Origin of the sequence: Pseudomonas sp. DWP3-1-2, assembly GCF_049896285.1 — a bacterium.
In the GTDB taxonomy this organism is placed as follows: domain Bacteria; phylum Pseudomonadota; class Gammaproteobacteria; order Pseudomonadales; family Pseudomonadaceae; genus Aquipseudomonas.
Genome location: NZ_JAFCTZ010000001.1, coordinates 149838 through 167836, shown reverse-complemented (window position 1 = coordinate 167836; position 17999 = coordinate 149838). Strand labels below are relative to the sequence as shown.

The following is a 17999-nucleotide window of genomic DNA, read 5'->3' as shown; positions in this document are numbered from 1 at the left end:
CAACCGCAGGTCATTCATGACTGGCCTGCACGCTCTGACAACAAAGAGGCATCCTGCGCCAACGTTTCCTTGAGGAACTCAATCAGCGCCTGCACCGGACGGGCGCCCTGTCGATGCTGCGGGTACACCGCCGACAAGGCCAGCGGCGGTGTGCGGAAACGGTCCAGAACCCGCACCAGCCGCCCGTCCTGCAACGCCGGTTCGACAATGAACAGCGGCAGGTAGGTGATGCCCAGTCCGGCAATCGCCGCGTCGCGTAGCAGCTCGCCATTGTTGGCTCGCATCCGCCCGCAAAGGCTCACGGCGACAGGTTTACCCTGACGTTCGAACGTCCACTGCACTTGCCGACTATGGCCATAAGGCAGGCAATCGTGCCCCTTCAACGCTTCGGGCTCGGTGGGCTCGCCACGCCGCTCAAGGTAGTCCGGGCTGCAGCAGTAAACGCGTTCGATCAGGGCGATATGCCGACCAATCAGGGTCGAGTCCTCCAACACGCCAATACGCAGGGCCAGGTCATACCCTTCCCCCAGCAAATCCACGGCGCGGTCACTGAGGTCCACTTCCACCGAAACATCCGGGTAACGCTGGAGAAACGCCGGGAGTAACCGGCCCAGATGCTCAATCGCAAACGACAACGGCGCGGTCAGGCGCAGGGTGCCTCTGGGCTGGTTGTGCTGCCCGGCAATACTTTGCTCGGCCTGCTCCACTTCAGCCACCAGGCGCAGCGCCGATTCGTAGTACGTCTGCCCCAGAGGCGTGACATCCAGCCGCCGGGTTGAGCGGTTGAGCAAACGTACACCCAGCCGTTCTTCCAGCTGCATCACGCGGCGACTGACGAACTGTTTGGACAATCCCATTTGCTCCGCTGCCGCCGTGAAACTGCCGGCTTCCATGACCTGGGTAAAAATGCGCATGTCTTCGAAAGGATTCATTGTCGCTCACCGGTTGACAGTCAAACGCTTTCTACCCGCTTTATCACACGCCTGCACGGTATTAATCTGACCACCACGCTCCTCCCGCCCCTCAGGAATTGGCCCATGCTCGCGTTCATTCACACCTACCCGCTGGCATGCAGCGTGTTTCTGATCCTTGCCGACCTGACGAGCTGGCACGCGATACCGTACCGGCAGCGTTTGCCCAAAGTGGCGGCCCGCCTGGGGTTTTTCCTGGTGTACAGCGCAGTGATCATCAGTGCCGGTTTGAGCCCGCTGGATACCGCGCCATGGGAAGACGACAGCGCCCGGCACCTGGCCGCCACCGCCCTGGAAATCATCTGGTGGATTTTTGCAGCGCGGACTTTGACTGAAGTGCTGGGCCTGTTGCTGACGCAGCGCATCGGTCACAGCGGGCGTCTGCTGCAGGAAGTGATCGGCGCGGTGATTTTCCTGATCGGCATCGTCGCCGCCGCCGGTTACGTGCTGCAGTTGCCCGTCAAAGGTCTGCTGGCCACCTCCGGTGCCATGGCGATCATCGTCGGCCTGGCCCTGCAAAGCACCTTGAGCGACGTGTTTTCCGGCATCATCCTCAACACCACCAAACCCTATCAGGTGGACGATTCGATCAGCATCGACGGCGTGGAAGGCAAAGTGGTGGACATTGACTGGCGCGCCACTCACTTGCTGACCGGCACCGGCAGCACCGCCGTGATCCCCAACTCGGTGGCAGCCAAGGCCAAGATCGTCAACCTCAGCCGCCCAAGGGACATGTTCGGCGTGTCCATCAACATCATGGTGTCACCGCACATACGCCCCCGCCGTGTGCTGGATGCGCTGGACCGTGCCCTGCAAGGCAGCAGCGCCCTGCTTCCCCTGCCCAAGGCCCGCGCCGTGGTCAAGGAGGCCAGCCCCACCACCATCGAATACACCCTCACCGGCTACATCAAGGACCTGGATAAAAAAGCCGAGGTGCGCAACCTGCTGTTCGACCTGGCCTATCGTCATCTGGAAGCGGCGGGCATTGCCTGGCAATCGGATGTCACGGACGAACCCGTGTCCAGGGCGCGCACGCTGCTTGATGAGGTCAAGGTGTTGCGGGCACTGAACGCTGAAGAGAAAAATCATCTGGCCCAGCACATGTCATTACGGGAATACGCCGCCGGGCAAGTGATTGTTGATGAGGATGACGTCACTGACAGCCTGCTGGTCATCGCCACCGGCGTGGTCTCGGCAGCGGTTTCCGACGGCGCGGATTACATCGAAGCCGGTCGCATGGGACCAGGCGAAGTGATGGGCGAGCAAAGCGTGCTCGACGATACCCCGTCCGAGGCCCGCTTCACGGCACTGACCTCATGCGTGGTCTACCGTATCGACAAGGCCGTGGCCCGGGAAGCCATGGAGCAGGAAGGGCAGATCAAGAGCGCACTGAAAAAACTCCAGGCGATTCGGCAAACCAGCAGCCAGTCGGTTCTGACCGAAAAGCCGGCGGTCATCAAAAAAGGCAGCTTTCTTGGCTGGCTGCAAATGCGCTGATCAGTTGGCGCGGGCCTGAAATACGGCGCGCAGGCCCCCTGTCGGAAGATTCTCCAGCTGGATCTGTCCGCCAAGGCGCTGGGCAATGGCTTGCACAATGGTCAGGCCCAGGCCCACTCCCTGATCGTTGCCTCGACTGTAGAAACGTTCGAATAACCGCTCACGCTCCGCTTCGTCGATGCCGGGGCCCTGATCCTCAACGCTCAGGGAAAACGTCTGGGCATCGATCGTCAGCCCGACCCGGACCTGACCACCCTCGGGTGAAAAGTTGACGGCATTGGTTACCAGGTTATGCAGCGCGATGTCGATCAACCCAGGATCGGTCGTCACGAAATGGGACGCTTCACTGGGCTCGAAGGACAACTCCTGCCCCCGACTCAGGACCCAGTGGGTCAGTTGCACCAGGCTCTCGCGCACCGTTTCCACCAGATCAATCGTCGGCAAAGGGGCAGCACTGGCCTGGGGTTCCAGCCGGGCAATGGTCAACAGCTGATTGACCAGCCGCGTGGTGCGATCCACCCCAATGATCAGATAGCCCAGGGATTCTCGCCGTTGCTCCTCGTTACGGGCCTCCAGCACGTTTTGTGCGTGGACCCGAAGTACCGCGAGCGGGGTGCGCATCTCGTGAGCGGCGTCTGCGATAAAACGGCGCTCACGATTCAACAGGTCCTGTATCTGGCCGAGCAGTCGGTTCAACGCCGCCTGCATCGGCTCCAGTTCACTGGGCAGCGGTGCCATGCGCAGCGGCTCCAGCGAGCCGGGGCTGCGGGCGCGCAGGGTCTTGGCCAGATCAGCCAGCGGCTTGAGGCCCCAGCCAATCGCCAGCCAGATCACGCCGACCAGCAACAGGCTGCCGATCAGATTCGGGCCCAGGGTGTGGCGCACGATCCGGTTGACCAGATCCGTGCGCACATCGTCACGCTCGCCCACCCAGATGCGCAAGCCGTTCTGGGTGTCGTCCAGCACAAATGCACGCCAGCCGCGGTTGGTCAGGTCGGTGACGTCACTAAAACCCACCGTCTGCGGCACCTGCTTGAATGTCGGCGCGCTGGCGGTGTGCACCAGCAAGCGGCCGTTGCGGTCCCATACCTGAAAAGCAATCTTGCTCTCGTAAGGATGGCCATCCACCCTGGGCTCGGCCTGCCCCAGCGCGGTATTGAACGCCTGATAAAGCTGACTTTGCTCGGGATGGGCCAGCGGCATGCGCATCACCCCTAGCAACAGACGGGCGTTCTGGGCCAATTGCGCGTCGTAGACTTCGGCAATCTCATGATTGCTGTCATGGACGTTGAACACACTCAACACCAGTAAACCAGCCAGTAACAAGCCAATGATCAGCGTCAGGGTCCGCCGCCGTATCGAATTCAATGCTGCTCCTCCACCAGGTACCCCACACCGCGAATGGTACGGATCAGATCGCTGGAAAACTTTTTGCGCAGATGATGGATGTGCACTTCCAGGGTGTTGCTCTCGGCCTCTTCGTTCCAGCCATACAACAGCTGAATCAGACGGTCGCGGGTCATCACCCGGCCTGGCGGTGACAGCAGTTCATGCAACAGCTGATATTCCTTGGGGGTCAGAAATACCGACTGATCGTGATAGGTCACCTGCTGGGTACTGGGGTCGAGGGTGATACCCGCATGCTCGATCAATGCCCGCGCCCTGCCCGCGCTGCGCCTCAATAGCGCACGCAGACGCGCCTTGAGTTCAGACAGGTCGAAGGGTTTGATCAGGTAGTCGTCGGCACCGGCATCCAGTCCGGCGATGCGGTCCTCGGTGGCGTCCCGTGCAGTCAGGATCAGCACCGGCAGGCTCGAACCGCTTTGCCGCAGACGCCGCAGGACTTGCAGCCCGTCGAGCTTGGGCAGGCCCAGGTCGAGGATTGCCAGATCAAAGCTTTCGCTGAGCAATGAATGCACCGCGCTGGCACCATCCTTGAGCCAGTCAACGGTATAGCCTTCGCGGCTCAAGGCCTGGTGAATCCCTTCACCCAGCGCGACATCGTCTTCAATGAGCAGCAAACGCATGGAGGCTCCCTTATTTAAGTTTCTTCTCGACATCGGCCAGCAACTGGCCGATTTCCTGACGGCGGCCTGCGTCGGCCTTTTCCCGTCCAGGACGCGGCGCGGCCTTCAGTGCTTTAGTCAGCGCGTCTTTGGCCTGAGCATAGTGGCCCTGCCGGTACAAATGGTCACCCCAAAAATACAGCGGGTCGATACCGTTCGGGTTGAGCTTCAGGCCCTGTTCCAGCAATTGCCCGGCTTTCTCCGTATCGCCAAACCCGATGGGCCAACCCGGCACCCGATCATACAGGGCCGCCAGGCTGACGTAGGCCGACCCTTGCAGCGCCTTCGGGTCCAGTGACAGGGCTTTTTCCAGATCAGCCTTGGCCTGTTTGACCTTGCTCAACGCGCCCAGGCCACCTTGGGCACCGGCCCAACTGCTGGTCACGATACCCGACCAGATCCAGGCTTCGGCGACCTGCGGGCGGGCCTGGACAAAGGACGATGCCTGGGCGGACAGTTTTTCGAAGGCATCGGAACGCTGGGCCTCGGGAACCTCGTATTGCACGTGGGCCCACTCTTGCTGGATGGCAGCCAGACGCTGCTCGTCGGGAGCATCCAGTGCCCACAGCGGCAGGCTCAACAGCCCACAGGTCAGCCCGACGATGAGTGTCTTCATCTTCATGGTTTGGTTCTCTCATTGGCAGGAACATGACTGAGGCGTCGAATCAACGGCAGATGTTTGCGCAGCCCGCGATCAACGAGGCTGGGCAGGAGGCTGTTGAGCCCGATGAAAAACCGCTCGGGCCAGCCCAGGTAAAGTTCGCGACGGTCCCCTGCGATGGCATGCACCACCGCTTGAGCCACCTGTCGAGGATCATCGACGTTGGCGTTGAGCGCATCGTTCAGGGCCTGCGCAGCGCCGCTGTTCATTGAGGTCGCGGTGGCGCGGGGGGCGACGTACAGCACACTGATGCGGGTGTCCGCCAACTCCCGGCGCAATGCCTCGGTAAACCCGCGCAGGGCGAACTTGCTGGCGCAGTAAGTGGCATAACCGGCGTAGCCGATGGACCCGTAAGTCGATCCCACATTGACCACCGTGGCGCTGGCAGCCTTGTTGAGTAGCGGCAGCAGCAACTGGGTCAGGCGGATCGGTGCGTGCACATTGACGGCCAGCATCGAGCTGATCGCGCTTTCGTCCAGTTGCTCAAGCATGGCAAAGTGATTGGTCCCTGCCGCATTGATCAGCAGGTTGAAACCTGACAGGGTGCGGGCCGCTGTCACCACGTGTTGACGGCCCTCCTCCATGGTCAGATCCGCCTCCACCCAACGCAGCAGATGCGGGTATTGCGCCAGCAACGGCAGCAAGGGTGCCTTGTGACGGGAGATGGCCAGCACCTCAGAGCCCTGGGCGCACAGGGCCTCGGCAATCGCGAGTCCGATCCCGCCGCTGGCGCCGGTCAATACGACCCTGGCTTCAGAGAGACGCATGGACGGCATCCTCGACGCGCACAGTTGCATCGCTGCCCGGCAGCCCGCGGAACATGTCCGTGTACAGGCGATAAACAACTTTTGAGGCCCGGATAACCGCTGCCTGGTCAGCCGGATCGTCCAGGGTGTCCATCAGCCGACGGTACGTCTGCATGTGCTCGATATCCAGGCTGCCGTGGGAGCTGAGATAGCTGAAAGCCGTTTCCGGCAACTGCAGGTGAGCGCGGATGCTGCCAGCGGCATGGGTGGCCAGGGCGATGCTGGTGCCTTCCAGCACATTGACCATGCCGAACAAACCCACCGGATTGTCACGGGCAATCAAGTCGTAAAGGTAAGCAACCATCAGCTCGATGGGCAGTTGTGGCTCGCCGGCTACGATCGCCTTTGCGTCGCCGCCGCAGGCCGCGATGTCATTGAGAATCCATTTTTCGTGGCCGTACTCTTCGTCAATGTATTCGCACACCGCACCGCGCAACCATTCCAGACGCTGGGGCAGGCGCGCGCCGCAGGCCATCATCAACGGCACCGTGTGACGCACGTGGTAATACGCCTGAACGAGAAACGCCCGATAGCTTTCCAGGCTGACATCCCCCGTGAGGGCTTTGCGAATGATGGGCAGATGAAACAGTGTGTCGCGTTCCTGACGGGTCGCTTCCTGAAGTGCGTTGAAAAAACTCATGCTGGGAATTCCTCGCTTGGAGTCGATAAAGAGAACAAATGCTGGTAATGCCGGAGAATGGCTTCCCGACGTGGGCGGCCATTGGCGGTAGCCATGCCGTTGTCGGTGGTGAAGGGTTGTGCGAGCCGGGTCCAGTCGTGGACCCTGGCGTAATCGGGAAGCGCCTGATTGGCGCGATCAACCGCTTCGGCGAGCTGGGCGTCGGTGCAGTCGACACTGGCGGGCCACAGCAGGGCGTGATTGCGCGGCAAGGCTTCGCCATGAACGAACGCCTGGGCGATACGATTGTTTTGCGTCAGCTCGGCCTCGACCCATTCCGGATTGACGTTGCGGCCAAAACTGGTCACGAATTGGTGCTTCTTGCGGCCCTTCAGGTAGAGATATCCTTCGGCGTCGAACTCACCCAGATCACCGCTGGGCCACCAGTGCGGCGCGGGGGTCGGGTCGCCCAGATAGCCGAGCATCGGTGAGCCGCCGATCAACACTTCGCCATCATCCGCCAGGCGCACCTGGACATGGGGCAAGGGTTTACCACCACTGCCCAACCGCTGCGCGCCGGGTCGATTCAGCGCCACGACCGAGGCGCATTCCGAAAGACCGTAACCTTCGAACACTGGCAGGCCCACTCGCTGGGCGCGCACCAACAAATCGCGGCTGACCCTTGCCCCGCCCACCGCAGCAAAGCGCAGCATCGATGCATCGAAGGCGCCCATCTCGCACGCGCTGACCAGCATGAGCAGCAACTGGGGGACCAGAATCAGGCTTTGAGGACGGCGCTGCTGCAAACAGCCGAGCATGCGCGGCACATCGACGCCGCTGGCGCCCCGAACACCGAGCGTTGCCTGGCCGGGCAGGCTCAGGGTCGCGCCGGCATACAGCGCGGCATAGCACCCTATGTTTTCCAGCAGGATCGCCAACGGCAGAATCGCCAGATGGTGGGTCGGCGCATTGGCCAGACTTGCTTCATGCAATTGGCGGGCGACCGTCAGCACACTTTCGGCACTCAGGCACACGCCTTTGGGGTTGCCGGTGGTGCCGGAGGTGAACGTGAGCTTGGCCGTGCCCTGGGGCATGATGTCGGTGTGCGGCTGGCTATCGGTCCAGAACGCCCCTGAGCGCTGGTACCCGGCGTTGGTCAATTCATCAGCAAAGGCCTCATCGGCAATCACGCAGGCGACCCGGCTTTGCTTAAGGCAATGCAGACGCTGGCTCGGGCTGAAGAACGGCGGCAGCGTGACGCAGGTCAACCCTTCAAACAGCACGGCCAGGTCCCAAAGCATCGCTTGTGGACCGTTGTCCATGGCCAGGCCAACGGTCCTGGCCTGGGCATCACGCAGCAGGTGTTGGCGCAACTCGATTTCAGCGTACAAGTGCCCATAGTCCACACACAGGTCGTCCCCCCACAGCGCTACCGTGTCCGGTTGTTCGGCGGCGTATTCACGCAGGAGGGCCTTGAAAGCGTTCAGTTCAGGCGACATTGCAGGTTTGCTCCAGCGTAAGAGGCAAACCGAATCGCTCAAAGAGCCCCGTCTCGCTCAGGTGGTTGAAACCCGCCCGGATATCGCCGACATGCACGCTGGGTTGTGTCTGGTAATAAGTGCCCCAGGCGTGACGCTCTTCCCCCAGGCGCAGCGGGTCCGCCACACACAGCGTGATCGGGCGCAGCCCCAGCCGGTTGAAGCTGTTGACCAGACTGGCGTTGCCGGTGAACGCCACCCATTCGAAGCCGCCCATGGCCAACAACCAGGTGACGGTAATAATGCTCAGACGGGCGCTGCCCAGACTGCTGGCTGCCAGGTTGCCGACTTCAACGATCCCGGCGCGCTCCACCGGCCGCCCGGCACGGGCCAGGATCATTTGCTCCACCGGTTCATTCAGATAATGCTCAAGAAAGAGCGAACCGGTGGCTGCACGGCGCACCCCCGCCACGGCACATAAGCTGTTGTTGCCATCGTTGAGGCCAAACAGCTCAGGCATGAAGTGGTTGATACGAGCGCCATGCGCCAGTTGAAAACGCTCTTGAATGAATGCCTCGAATTCGTGACGCGAGGCATCGCCAGCCAGCGAACGCGTCAGGTCAAGACCGGGTGTCCCGGCAGTGCCGAACCGCAGTGGCATAGGTATGTTCCAGTCAAAACCTGACATCGGGCGCTCTCCCCTTGAGTAAGTGGGGTGGAGTATCGACGGCGATTCTTAACGGAGTCTGAAGGCGTGCGGTGTGAGGTTTTCGCCAGCGACAGCGCCTCTTCAGACTGCCTTAAGCCAAGGCAGGCAGAGTCGTCCGACCTGCTAACGACGGCAGCAATTGCCATTACGAGGCCTTTGATGACTACAACCGCCGCGCCACAACGCTACGCAAAACTCTCGATGGCCATGCACTGGCTGATGCTGGCCCTATTTGTGGGTGTCTATGCCTGCATCGAAATCAAGGGCCTGTTGCCCAGGGGCAGTACATCCAAGAGTCTGTTTCTGGGGCTGCACACGCTGTTCGGTCTGGCTATCTTCACGCTGGTCTGGGTGCGTTTGCTCGGGCGTATCAACCCGGCCCCGGCGATTACACCGCCCCCGCCAAGCTGGCAAGCCGGCATCTCCCATCTGATGCATCTGGCCCTCTATGGCCTGATGATCGCCACCCCGATTTTAGGCTGGCTGATCCTGAGCGCCGAAGGCAAGCCCATACCGTACTTCGGCTTCACACTACCTGCCCCGATCGGCGTCGACCCTGCCCGGGCCGAACAATTGGAGGACTGGCACGAACTGGTGGGTACCACGGGCTACTGGCTGATCGGGCTGCACGCGGCTGCCGGGTTGTTCCATCACTATTGGGTCGGGGACAACACCCTGAAACGCATGCTGCCGGCCCGACGCGTCGAAAAAAAGCAGGATCACGCCTAAGCTTCGGCTCTCCATGGCTCAGGTCCTGACAACTGAGTGCTCAGGACCCCAGCCGGATCAGCCTCATGTCCAAGTCGCAACAGCACGATCATAGCCCCCTGCACATCTTCCTGATCTTCCTGCGCATGGGGCTGACGTCCTTTGGCGGCCCCATCGCCCACCTGGCCTATTTTCGTGCCGAGTTCGTGGACGGCAGAAAGTGGCTGTCCGAACGCAGTTACGCGGATCTGATGGCCCTCTGTCAGTTTCTGCCGGGACCGGCAAGCAGTCAGGTGGGCATCGCCCTGGGATTGTCCCGTGGCGGTTACGCCGGCGCACTGGCCGCCTGGGCCGGATTCACCCTGCCCTCGGCCTTGGTGCTGATCCTGTTTGCCAGGGGCTTGTCCAGCCTTGGCGAATCGGTTTCAGCTGGCGCACTGCAAGGTCTTAAAGTGGTCGCCGTGGCGGTGGTTGCCCAAGCGGTGTGGAGCATGGCACGCACGCTGTGCCCGGATGCTCCCCGTATCACATTGATGCTCCTGACCACTGCTGGCGCCCTGCTGCTGCCCGGCATGTGGACACAAATAGGCTTGATCGCCATTGCCGGTGTCATCGGCGCACGGCTCCTCACACCCGTGCAAGCCATCAACCATGCACCCTTGAACGTGCCTATCACCCGCCGTACCGGGGTCCTCTGGCTCATGCTGTTTTTCACCCTGCTGGTGGGTTTGCCGATACTGACGCACCTGTTGCCCTGGACAACGCTGGCCCTGGTGGACGCGTTCTACCGGGCAGGCTCACTGGTGTTCGGGGGCGGGCATGTGGTCTTGCCGCTGCTGCAGGCCGAGGTGGTGCCGACCGGCTGGGTCGACAATCAGGTGTTTGTGGCCGGATACGGCGCTGCCCAGGCCATGCCGGGGCCTCTGTTCACCTTCGCCGCGTTTCTCGGCGCATCCTTGCAGGGCCATCCGTCTGGCTTTATCGGTGGCCTGATCTGTCTGCTCGCGATCTTTGCGCCTGCTTTCTTGCTGGTGTTTGGCGCGCTGCCATTCTGGAGTGCAGTGCAAGGTAACCGGCGGATGCAGGCCGCGTTGAGCGGGATCAATGCCTGTGTGGCGGGCCTGCTGCTGGCCGCCCTGTACCAGCCTGTATGGACCAGCGCCATTTTCGGGCTAAAGGATGTGGCCTTGGCGTTGCTAGCCTTCACCGCCTTGATGTACTGGAAGCTATCACCCTGGCTGGTGGTGGTCGCCAGCGCCTTTATCGGCTGGCTCGTGCTGTAGCGTTGGGCAAAGTTGTGTGTCAGCAGCTACTCTTTTTGACTCGCAAACGGGGAGTAAAGAATCATGATCAAACAAGTGGGTCCGACCCAGATCCTGCCCTCACATCGCGCGTCCTGCCACTGCGGCGCGGTGGTGCTGGAGCTTGCCCTGCCTGACGGCATCGTCGACCCCCGTCGATGCGATTGCTCGATGTGCCGTCGTCGCGGCGCCATCGTCGCCACCGTTGCGCTGGACGGCATCAAGATCATCCAGGGTCAAAGCCAGTTGAAGCTGTACCAGTTCAACACCCGCACCGCCAAACACTACTTCTGCGGTAATTGCGGGATCTACACCCATCATCAACGTCGCTCCAATCCAGACGAATACGGCTACAACGTGGGCTGCCTGGAAGGCGTCAATCCTTTTGACATCGGTCAGGTCCCCACCAGTGACGGCGTTAATCATCCTGATGATCGCCCGGTGATGGACGGTGGTTTTTGCACTGAGGCCGACGCTTGAGCCATTCAGCGGCGCTCGATCTCAACTGTTGAGGGGATCTCAGTACTCGGGAATTTATCGTACCGACCTAGCGAATCCTGTATAAGTGTACCGCCATGTACAGTATTATGTCGGCCAGATCCCACCCCTGAGGTTTATCCAATATGCGTCTTAAATTCGCTTTAGCTACATTTGTAACGCTCTCATTGCCGATCGGCCCGGCAATGGCCGATGATTTCTGGCGTAACGTGCTCACCTCTGGCGCCACCACCGGCTCGAGCTACCTGACGTCCAAGGACCATAAGCTGGTCGTTGCAGCCCAGGACGACGCCAGCAGCTTCGTTGCGAGCAGCGGCAATATTCGTGGCCCTTTTCTGGAGGCAGCTATTCAGAACGCTCGCTCAGAAAATCCGGATCTGAAGGCTTCGGACATGGATTTGGCCAAGGCAATACTCGCCAAGAATGCGGTAGCTGAAAACTGAAAATCCGGATATGAATAAGCCGTGATGACCAAGGCTTGACCGTTCATTCAACCCCTGGGACAGGATGTTCCAGGTATATATAGAGGACATACAACGGCATTACAAACACTCATGAAAAACATGCAGGCAGCAGTACGCTTTTCATCAGCGTCTCGCACTTTCCAACGGCCCACATAATGTCCCGGCGAAAACGTCCGAAACAAGAGATCCCGACGGACTTCTGCTGACCGGCAACCGTCCCAACTAACCTGTTGCACGTCGTATTCGCCAAAATTATAGCCGCACCTTCAGGCTGTATGTTCTGTGCGACTATCCTTCCCGAAATACCTTGCCGCCCACTAGAACAAGAGCGGATCGCTGAGCAGCGCTCAAAAAATTCTATTGGGAAGTAAAAGAATCAACCAAACTGTCGGCTCCGATTGAAATGCCCGCCTGAGCCGCTGACAGGGCACCAAAGGTGGAGCTTATATCGTAGGTCTTGGGGTACTGCCGGGTCACGTAGGATTCCAGCAGGCGTGACGTTGAAGCGTTGTAGATTTCAACCGCGTAGCTTACCGAGCCTGTGAATGTACCCTTGCGATCACGGGTAGCTTGAACGAGGTTGTACGAGCCCATACCGATGTCGAATCTGGAGAAGGTTGCCAACACAGGCGTTGTCGTCTCTGCTCCGGTCAAGGTGAGACGGATTCGAAGGGTGTCCGGCCCAGGCGCTGCCGTGAATCGAAAGCGGCGGCCTAGCGCTTCTGAAAACTCAACCGTCATGAAGTTGGCCAGCGTTGTTTTGTCCTTGGGAGTCAAGTCCGAGAATTGAGCATCCGCCCCGGCGTAAATCACCACAGGTTCAAGCATGACCTTATTAAAACGACTCCAGTCCACTTTACTTGTATATTTAAATGGAACCCGTTCAGAGGTATCGTCTTTGTTCAGCCGCATGTCATGGGATGATTCAATTCCGGAATAGGGAAAAGGCTCTTGACTTGCGCACCCGCCGATGGCCAGTACTAATAATAGGAACACGCCTGCTTTGGGTTCTTCAGGTCTGCACATATCCATTTCTCCGGTCAAGCTACAGCGATAAGATCGCGATCAAGTATCAAGTAAGAGCAATAGATCATCTGTGCCCGAACTCGGGGCACCGATACTTCACCCTCGTTTTCAGAGTCATGTGTGAATACACGTTCAGGTGCGCATGGCAAGCCGGAATAAGTGACCTATCCTGACGGCTACTCGTACAATTTTCGGTCAAGCGCAGTAGCCTGACGCGTCACGTCACCCACGAGACAGGGCAAGACACCCACGGAGCAGGACCTGCGACCAGGCAGACGACGTCCAAGCACGATTTGTGATGATGAACCCTCGGGTCGATCAAAACCGTACCAAGGTGTATACTTTTAAGCGCTTCTCTCGCTCTCGTCAACACTAAAGTGTACACAGGCGTATTCTTTTGGAGAAAAAATGAAGGTTCGTACTGAAACTCGCCGTGCCGCCATGGTGGAAACTGCTGCCGCCGTCTTTCTTGAGATGGGGTACGAAGGGGCATCCATGAAAGAGGTCTCGACTCGATTGGGTGGCTCCAAAGCCACGTTGTATGGCTACTTTTCATCCAAAGAAGCTCTCTTCATCGCCGTGGTACAAATGTATGCCACCTCGCATTTATACAATGCTGTTTCTGACCTTCTTGTAACGTCCAGAACCGGCGTTAGCCTGGAGGAGTCGCTCCTGCAATTCGGGCGAAAAATGCTCAAGATCGTGTTGAACGACTCTACCGCCATAAAAGTTTACCGAATGGTTCTGTCGGAATCGGGTCGCTCGGATATAGGAACGCTTTTTTACGAGTCAGGACCGAGCCAGGGTATTGACGCACTTGCCACGCTCATGTCTGCCGCCGTGGAAAGCGGGGAATTGAGAAAGGGCAATCCCAAGATCCTGGCTAAGCAGTTTCTTTCGCTTATTACAGCCGAACCAGAGGAGCGTCTGTTCCAGCGGGATCCACAACCCATGACGCTGCTCCAGATCGACGAGATGGTAGCGACTGCTGTCGACATGTTCCTCCGGGGAGCGACTCCACGCTAAGCGCCTGGAGCCCGCTTCAGCCAACCTTCGCTTTCCTGTTTCACCGTCGCACGGTTACTCAAACGGTTCCTCACCCTCGAGTTTTGTCCGATGCATCATCCGCCTACAGGCCGGGTCGTAAGCTTCAGCGCGGTGCATCGTACCTGTGTTATCCCAGATGACCAGGTCGCCTGCGTGCCACTCATGGCTGTAGCTGAATTGCTCTTGAGTCGCCCATTCCCGGAGCCCCACGATGATCTGTGCGCTTTGCGCGGGAGTGACGCCAATGACGTGCTGGGACGTACAACCGACAATCAGCGATTTGCGGCCAGAACGGTGATTCCATACCAACGGCAATTCTTTCTCGCCAATGGCTTGCATTGCCTTCAGCCTGGAGAGGTCGGGTTCGGGATCGTAATAAAACAGCGACGCCCAAGGTGCATGGACAACACGCATCTTCTCGTAATGTTGTTTATCCGCATCCGACAAGCCCTCATAAGCCGCATACGTATTACAAAAGCCAGTGTTACCGCCCCAGGTCGCTGGAACCTTGCAAGACAGAAGTGACGCGAGGATAGGCGACTCGTTACAGGTGCCGTCTATATGCCAATAGAGCGACCCTTTCAGAAACTCCGCGCCAGCCGGATTTTCCTTCACGTCAAGTGTGATCTTGGTAACGCCCTGACCATCGCTGGCTTCCGGCGCAAAGATACCCAGCGTTTGAGTGAATGCTATTTGCTCAGCATCCGTGAATTGAATTTCAGGAAAGACCAATACACCCCGCTGCTCCAGCAGATCGCGTATTTCGCTCGCCAGACCACCGGCCAGAAGATCTTCCTTACCGTTGAAGATACGAGTCCCGATACTGGATTTGATTGGCTCGTGGGAAAGGCGAGCCTTCGAAGCGGTTTTCATTAAATGAACTCCTGCATAAGTGTACACAACTGTACGCTTATGCAGGAGCCAGCACAAGGTGCCAGTGATTCGAAGGCGCCGGACTGTACGTCGGTCGATTTCAGTACGCTCTACGCCACCTCACTTGTCCGTGAAGAGGCCGTGCATCCGCCTATTTTTTCGAACCTGAAACAAAGCCTTCGCGGGCAAGCCTCGCTCCAACAGAGCTTGCAACCGCGGATAACCCGCACGACCAAGCCCATGGCTGAGCCATCCATTGACCTGCCACAACATGTTGGTCATGAGATAAGAGTAGGCTGCCGCGATGCCTTCGCATGCAAGCTGGTGCTGGCCTGGTTGCTGCACGCTACGCTCGCTTGAAAGCGTGAATGAGTCATCACCCATCTTGCCAATACGCATTCAGGATCAACGCCCATGACCCGTTCCATGCCCATCCCGACCAACGATCTGGAACGAATCCATAACCGCGCCTTCGACGACATCCTGCCGGGTGAAACGGCGTCTTTGCAGCGCACGCTGACGGCTCAGGATATCCAGCTGTTCGCTTTGGTGTCCGGTGATGTGAACCCGTTGTATGTCGATCCGGATTTTGCCGCGACCACTCAGTTCAATACGGTTTTCGCCCATGGGATGTGGGGCGGTGCGCTGATTTCGGCGTTGATTGGCACCCAATTACCGGGGCCGGGTTCGGTGACGCTGGGGCAAACCCTCAAATTCCTCGCCCCCGTGCGCATTGGCGATACGCTGACGGTGTCGGTCACCGTCACGGCCCGGGATGAAGCTCGACAGTTGCTGACGCTGGCGTGCAGCGGCATCAATCAGGAAGGCTGCGTGGTGCTGGAAGGCGAATCCCTGGTTCACGCCGCCAGCGAACATATCGATGTGCATCGGGTCAGCCTGCCGGGTATTGAGCTGCGCCACAGCGCCGACGGTCTGAACCGTTTACTTCAAGCCTGCCAGCCTCTGGAACCGATCCGCATGGCGGTGGTGCATCCGTGCGATGAGGTGAGTTTCGAAGCAGCGCTTGATGCCCGGGATGCCGGACTGATCAAGCCCATCCTGATTGGCCCACGAGACAAGCTGCACGCCTTGGCGGCCAAGGGTAACCACGACCTTGCCGGGTTCACCATCGAGGACGTGCCCCATAGCCATGCGGCCGCCTTACGGGGTGCCGAAATGGCCCGGGAGGGTCAAGTTGAAGCGTTGATGAAAGGCAGCCTGCACACCGACGAATTGATGTCTGCGGTTGTGCCGTCCGCGGCGCAGTTGCGTACCAAACGACGCATCACCCACTGCTTCGTGATGCAGACGCCCTTCTATCCCCGGCCATTCATCATCACCGACGCGGCAATCAACATCGCCCCGCTATTGGCCGACAAGGTCGACATCGTGCGCAATGCCATCGATCTGGCGCACATCCTGGGGGTCAGTAACCCTCACGTGGCCATCCTGGCCGCTGTGGAGACCGTAAACGCCAACATGCCGGCCACCCTCGATGCCGCTGCGTTGTGCAAAATGGCGGATCGCGGGCAGATCACCGGCGCCGTGCTCGATGGCCCGCTGGCCTTCGACAACGCCATTTCCCTGGCAGCAGCGAGGATCAAGGGCATTCAATCGCCGGTGTCCGGCAAGGCGGACATTCTGGTGGTGCCGGATCTGGAAAGCGGCAACATGCTCGCCAAGCAACTGGAATACCTAGGCGGTGCCGCCAGCGCCGGGATCGTGCTGGGTGCCAAAGTGCCGATTGTTCTCACCAGCCGCGCTGACTCAAGAGAAGCGCGCATTGCCTCCTGTGCCATTGCCGTGCTGGTCGCACATCACTATCGGGTAACGCCGCCATGAACGACACACCAGACAGCCCTTTGATCCTGGTCCTTAATGCCGGCTCCTCAAGCATCAAGTTTGCGCTGTTCGACACTGGGTCCAATCCGCTCGCGAAGACCGCCCAGTGGGCCGGTAAAGTGGAAGGCATCACCGGGAAGAACCCGGTGATCAGCGAGAACGGCGGTGCCGAGCAACCTCTGACGCTCAGTCACGATCACCCTTATCACGATGCGTTGGGCCATATTCGCCAGCGAGTGACAGCACAGTTGGGCGGCCGAACGATCCGGGCCGTTGCTCACCGAGTGGTGCATGGCGGGATCAAATACGCCAACCCGGTGTTGATCGACGCCCACGTGCTGGCTGACCTGAAAAGCTACATTCCCCTGGCGCCGTTGCATCAGCCATTTGCGCTGGAAGCCATCGAGACCTTGCTGCAAGCCCGCCCGGACCTGCCGCAAGTGGTGTGTTTCGATACCGCCTTCCACCAGACCTTGCCGGACGTGGAAAAAATCCTGCCACTGCCTTGGTCGGCCTGGGAAAACGGTTTGCGCCGCTACGGCTTTCACGGGCTTTCCTACAGCTACCAATCCATTGCCCTGGCCGAGCGATACGGCGAACAGGCGCGTGGCCGAACGCTGGTCGCCCATCTGGGCAGCGGTGCCAGCCTGTGCGCCATGCGGGATCTGAAAAGCGTTGCCACCACCATGGGCTTTTCGGCGCTGGACGGGTTGATGATGGGCACCCGCAGCGGCGCGATGGACCCCGGCGCGGTGATCTTCCTGATGGAAATCTGGAAATTGAGCCTGGAGAAAGTCAGCCACATTCTCTATCACGAGTCAGGCTTGCTGGGGATTTCCGGCATTTCCAGCGACCCTCGCGCCCTGCTGGCCGTCGAAGCCGATGAGCCTCGCGCCGCCATGGCTCTGGCACTTTACCTCAGGCGTTTCATCCACGAAGCCGGCGCTCTGGTGGCGACATTGGGCGGTCTGGACATGCTGGTGTTCACAGCGGGAATCGGCGAGCACAACGCCACGATTCGCTCGCGTATGTGTGCGGGGCTGCAGTTTCTCGGTGTCGAGCTCGACGAGGCCGCCAATCAGGCCAACGCCGAGGTGATCTCGACGCCAGCCAGCAAGGTGAAAGTGGTGGTGGAACCCACCAATGAGGAATGGGTGACAGCGCTTGAGGCGTACCGGTTAACCGAGCCGGGATAACGAGTTCGGGACCGCCACCGAAAGCCCGCGCCAACAGATGATTCGGTGGGGCGGAAATTAGCGCCGGTTGAACATAAGGCGCTGTCGTGGCACAGATGTCAGGGTATTGAACGCAAATCCCGTTGGAGCCGGGCTTGCCCGCGAACGGGTATATCGACGGGCATCTCTGTCATCTGACCTCACGCCTTCGCGGGCAAGCCTCGCTCCTACAAGCTTAGGCAGGCGAGCGTGGTCTGA

Annotated in this window: 19 protein-coding genes; 8 read left to right on the top strand and 11 right to left on the bottom strand. The window is 59.7% G+C overall.

From position 1 onward, the window contains the following. Nucleotides 1-14: 14 nt before the first annotated feature. Nucleotides 15-932, bottom strand: coding sequence for a LysR family transcriptional regulator (locus ACP7B0_RS00815; protein WP_426139002.1), 918 nt, complete (start codon nucleotides 930-932; stop codon nucleotides 15-17). Nucleotides 933-1037: 105 nt separating this feature from the next. Between ACP7B0_RS00815 and ACP7B0_RS00810 the strand changes: the two genes are divergently transcribed. Further along, nucleotides 1038-2468: a mechanosensitive ion channel domain-containing protein gene (locus tag ACP7B0_RS00810; protein ID WP_426139001.1), complete on the top strand. Its 1431-nt coding sequence runs from the start codon at nucleotides 1038-1040 to the stop codon at nucleotides 2466-2468. Here ACP7B0_RS00810 and ACP7B0_RS00805 read toward each other — a convergent pair whose 3' ends face one another. Genes ACP7B0_RS00805 through ACP7B0_RS00775 form a run of 7 tightly spaced genes read right to left on the bottom strand, consistent with a single transcriptional unit; the run spans nucleotide 2469 to nucleotide 8786 of the window. Continuing rightward, nucleotides 2469-3836, bottom strand: a complete 1368-nt coding sequence (locus ACP7B0_RS00805) for an ATP-binding protein (RefSeq protein ID WP_426139000.1) — start codon at nucleotides 3834-3836, stop codon at nucleotides 2469-2471. Further along, nucleotides 3833-4495 carry a response regulator gene (locus ACP7B0_RS00800; protein WP_426138999.1) on the bottom strand — a complete coding sequence of 221 codons (663 nt, stop codon included), beginning with the start codon at nucleotides 4493-4495 and terminating at the stop codon, nucleotides 3833-3835. The genes ACP7B0_RS00805 and ACP7B0_RS00800 overlap by 4 nt, the downstream gene beginning before the upstream one ends. A gap of 10 nt (nucleotides 4496-4505) precedes the next feature. Next, nucleotides 4506-5150 carry a tetratricopeptide repeat protein gene (locus tag ACP7B0_RS00795; RefSeq protein ID WP_426140033.1) on the bottom strand — a complete coding sequence of 215 codons (645 nt, stop codon included), beginning with the start codon at nucleotides 5148-5150 and terminating at the stop codon, nucleotides 4506-4508. A 2-nt stretch (nucleotides 5151-5152) separates the two neighbouring features. Next, nucleotides 5153-5962 carry an SDR family oxidoreductase gene (locus ACP7B0_RS00790; RefSeq protein WP_426138998.1) on the bottom strand — a complete coding sequence of 270 codons (810 nt, stop codon included), beginning with the start codon at nucleotides 5960-5962 and terminating at the stop codon, nucleotides 5153-5155. Next, nucleotides 5949-6641, bottom strand: coding sequence for a TenA family transcriptional regulator (locus ACP7B0_RS00785; RefSeq protein WP_426138997.1), 693 nt, complete (start codon nucleotides 6639-6641; stop codon nucleotides 5949-5951). The genes ACP7B0_RS00790 and ACP7B0_RS00785 overlap by 14 nt, the downstream gene beginning before the upstream one ends. Then, nucleotides 6638-8119, bottom strand: a complete 1482-nt coding sequence (locus tag ACP7B0_RS00780) for an AMP-binding protein (protein ID WP_426138996.1) — start codon at nucleotides 8117-8119, stop codon at nucleotides 6638-6640. Before ACP7B0_RS00780 ends, ACP7B0_RS00785 begins: the two co-directional genes overlap by 4 nt. Beyond that, nucleotides 8109-8786 carry a thermostable hemolysin gene (locus ACP7B0_RS00775; RefSeq protein WP_426138995.1) on the bottom strand — a complete coding sequence of 226 codons (678 nt, stop codon included), beginning with the start codon at nucleotides 8784-8786 and terminating at the stop codon, nucleotides 8109-8111. The genes ACP7B0_RS00780 and ACP7B0_RS00775 overlap by 11 nt, the downstream gene beginning before the upstream one ends. Before the next feature lie 180 nt (nucleotides 8787-8966). Between ACP7B0_RS00775 and ACP7B0_RS00770 the strand changes: the two genes are divergently transcribed. From ACP7B0_RS00770 to ACP7B0_RS00755, 4 genes are all read left to right on the top strand, one after another. Continuing rightward, nucleotides 8967-9536 (top strand): cytochrome b, encoded by a 570-nt coding sequence (locus tag ACP7B0_RS00770; protein ID WP_426138994.1) that lies wholly within the window; start codon nucleotides 8967-8969, stop codon nucleotides 9534-9536. Between the two features lie 65 nt (nucleotides 9537-9601). After that, nucleotides 9602-10798, top strand: a complete 1197-nt coding sequence (gene chrA, locus ACP7B0_RS00765; protein WP_426138993.1) for a chromate efflux transporter — start codon at nucleotides 9602-9604, stop codon at nucleotides 10796-10798. Between the two features lie 63 nt (nucleotides 10799-10861). Then, nucleotides 10862-11296 carry a GFA family protein gene (locus ACP7B0_RS00760; RefSeq protein WP_426138992.1) on the top strand — a complete coding sequence of 145 codons (435 nt, stop codon included), beginning with the start codon at nucleotides 10862-10864 and terminating at the stop codon, nucleotides 11294-11296. Nucleotides 11297-11439: 143 nt separating this feature from the next. Further along, nucleotides 11440-11757, top strand: a complete 318-nt coding sequence (locus ACP7B0_RS00755; protein ID WP_426138991.1) for a DUF2388 domain-containing protein — start codon at nucleotides 11440-11442, stop codon at nucleotides 11755-11757. A 378-nt stretch (nucleotides 11758-12135) separates the two neighbouring features. Here the strand turns inward: ACP7B0_RS00755 and ACP7B0_RS00750 are convergent, their stop codons facing one another. Beyond that, entirely contained in the window at nucleotides 12136-12804 is a 669-nt protein-coding gene (locus ACP7B0_RS00750; RefSeq protein ID WP_426138990.1) for a DUF3313 domain-containing protein, read from the bottom strand. Nucleotides 12805-13212: 408 nt separating this feature from the next. Here ACP7B0_RS00750 and ACP7B0_RS00745 point away from each other — a divergent pair, with 408 nt between their 5' ends. Further along, complete coding sequence (locus tag ACP7B0_RS00745) at nucleotides 13213-13830, top strand: TetR/AcrR family transcriptional regulator C-terminal domain-containing protein (RefSeq protein WP_426138989.1); 618 nt, start codon at nucleotides 13213-13215, stop codon at nucleotides 13828-13830. A gap of 54 nt (nucleotides 13831-13884) precedes the next feature. On the opposite strand, the gene ACP7B0_RS00740 is transcribed toward ACP7B0_RS00745, so the two are convergent. Both ACP7B0_RS00740 and ACP7B0_RS00735 read right to left on the bottom strand, forming a co-directional pair. Next, nucleotides 13885-14724 carry a TauD/TfdA dioxygenase family protein gene (locus tag ACP7B0_RS00740; protein WP_426138988.1) on the bottom strand — a complete coding sequence of 280 codons (840 nt, stop codon included), beginning with the start codon at nucleotides 14722-14724 and terminating at the stop codon, nucleotides 13885-13887. A 120-nt stretch (nucleotides 14725-14844) separates the two neighbouring features. Beyond that, nucleotides 14845-15123 (bottom strand): hypothetical protein, encoded by a 279-nt coding sequence (locus tag ACP7B0_RS00735; protein ID WP_426138987.1) that lies wholly within the window; start codon nucleotides 15121-15123, stop codon nucleotides 14845-14847. 15 nt (nucleotides 15124-15138) lie between these two features. On the opposite strand from ACP7B0_RS00735, the gene ACP7B0_RS00730 reads away from it, so the two are divergent. Together ACP7B0_RS00730 and ACP7B0_RS00725 are read left to right on the top strand one after the other, a co-directional pair. Then, nucleotides 15139-16566: a bifunctional enoyl-CoA hydratase/phosphate acetyltransferase gene (locus ACP7B0_RS00730; RefSeq protein ID WP_426138986.1), complete on the top strand. Its 1428-nt coding sequence runs from the start codon at nucleotides 15139-15141 to the stop codon at nucleotides 16564-16566. Next, nucleotides 16563-17762, top strand: coding sequence for an acetate/propionate family kinase (locus ACP7B0_RS00725; protein WP_426138985.1), 1200 nt, complete (start codon nucleotides 16563-16565; stop codon nucleotides 17760-17762). Before ACP7B0_RS00730 ends, ACP7B0_RS00725 begins: the two co-directional genes overlap by 4 nt. The last annotated feature ends 237 nt before the right edge of the window (nucleotides 17763-17999 follow it).

Bases quoted from the DNA above. Each gene is read 5' to 3' on its own strand.
- ACP7B0_RS00815 (WP_426139002.1), bottom strand. From the start codon at position 932: ATGAATCCTTTCGAAGACATGCGCATTTTTACCCAGGTCATGGAAGCC.
- ACP7B0_RS00810 (WP_426139001.1), top strand. From the start codon at position 1,038: ATGCTCGCGTTCATTCACACCTACCCGCTGGCATGCAGCGTGTTTCTG.
- ACP7B0_RS00800 (WP_426138999.1), bottom strand. From the start codon at position 4,495: ATGCGTTTGCTGCTCATTGAAGACGATGTCGCGCTGGGTGAAGGGATT.
- ACP7B0_RS00795 (WP_426140033.1), bottom strand. From the start codon at position 5,150: ATGAAGACACTCATCGTCGGGCTGACCTGTGGGCTGTTGAGCCTGCCG.
- ACP7B0_RS00790 (WP_426138998.1), bottom strand. From the start codon at position 5,962: ATGCGTCTCTCTGAAGCCAGGGTCGTATTGACCGGCGCCAGCGGCGGG.
- ACP7B0_RS00785 (WP_426138997.1), bottom strand. From the start codon at position 6,641: ATGAGTTTTTTCAACGCACTTCAGGAAGCGACCCGTCAGGAACGCGAC.
- ACP7B0_RS00780 (WP_426138996.1), bottom strand. From the start codon at position 8,119: ATGTCGCCTGAACTGAACGCTTTCAAGGCCCTCCTGCGTGAATACGCC.
- ACP7B0_RS00775 (WP_426138995.1), bottom strand. From the start codon at position 8,786: ATGTCAGGTTTTGACTGGAACATACCTATGCCACTGCGGTTCGGCACT.
- ACP7B0_RS00770 (WP_426138994.1), top strand. From the start codon at position 8,967: ATGACTACAACCGCCGCGCCACAACGCTACGCAAAACTCTCGATGGCC.
- chrA (WP_426138993.1), top strand. From the start codon at position 9,602: ATGTCCAAGTCGCAACAGCACGATCATAGCCCCCTGCACATCTTCCTG.
- ACP7B0_RS00760 (WP_426138992.1), top strand. From the start codon at position 10,862: ATGATCAAACAAGTGGGTCCGACCCAGATCCTGCCCTCACATCGCGCG.
- ACP7B0_RS00755 (WP_426138991.1), top strand. From the start codon at position 11,440: ATGCGTCTTAAATTCGCTTTAGCTACATTTGTAACGCTCTCATTGCCG.
- ACP7B0_RS00750 (WP_426138990.1), bottom strand. From the start codon at position 12,804: ATGTGCAGACCTGAAGAACCCAAAGCAGGCGTGTTCCTATTATTAGTA.
- ACP7B0_RS00745 (WP_426138989.1), top strand. From the start codon at position 13,213: ATGAAGGTTCGTACTGAAACTCGCCGTGCCGCCATGGTGGAAACTGCT.
- ACP7B0_RS00740 (WP_426138988.1), bottom strand. From the start codon at position 14,724: ATGAAAACCGCTTCGAAGGCTCGCCTTTCCCACGAGCCAATCAAATCC.
- ACP7B0_RS00735 (WP_426138987.1), bottom strand. From the start codon at position 15,123: ATGCGTATTGGCAAGATGGGTGATGACTCATTCACGCTTTCAAGCGAG.
- ACP7B0_RS00730 (WP_426138986.1), top strand. From the start codon at position 15,139: ATGACCCGTTCCATGCCCATCCCGACCAACGATCTGGAACGAATCCAT.
- ACP7B0_RS00725 (WP_426138985.1), top strand. From the start codon at position 16,563: ATGAACGACACACCAGACAGCCCTTTGATCCTGGTCCTTAATGCCGGC.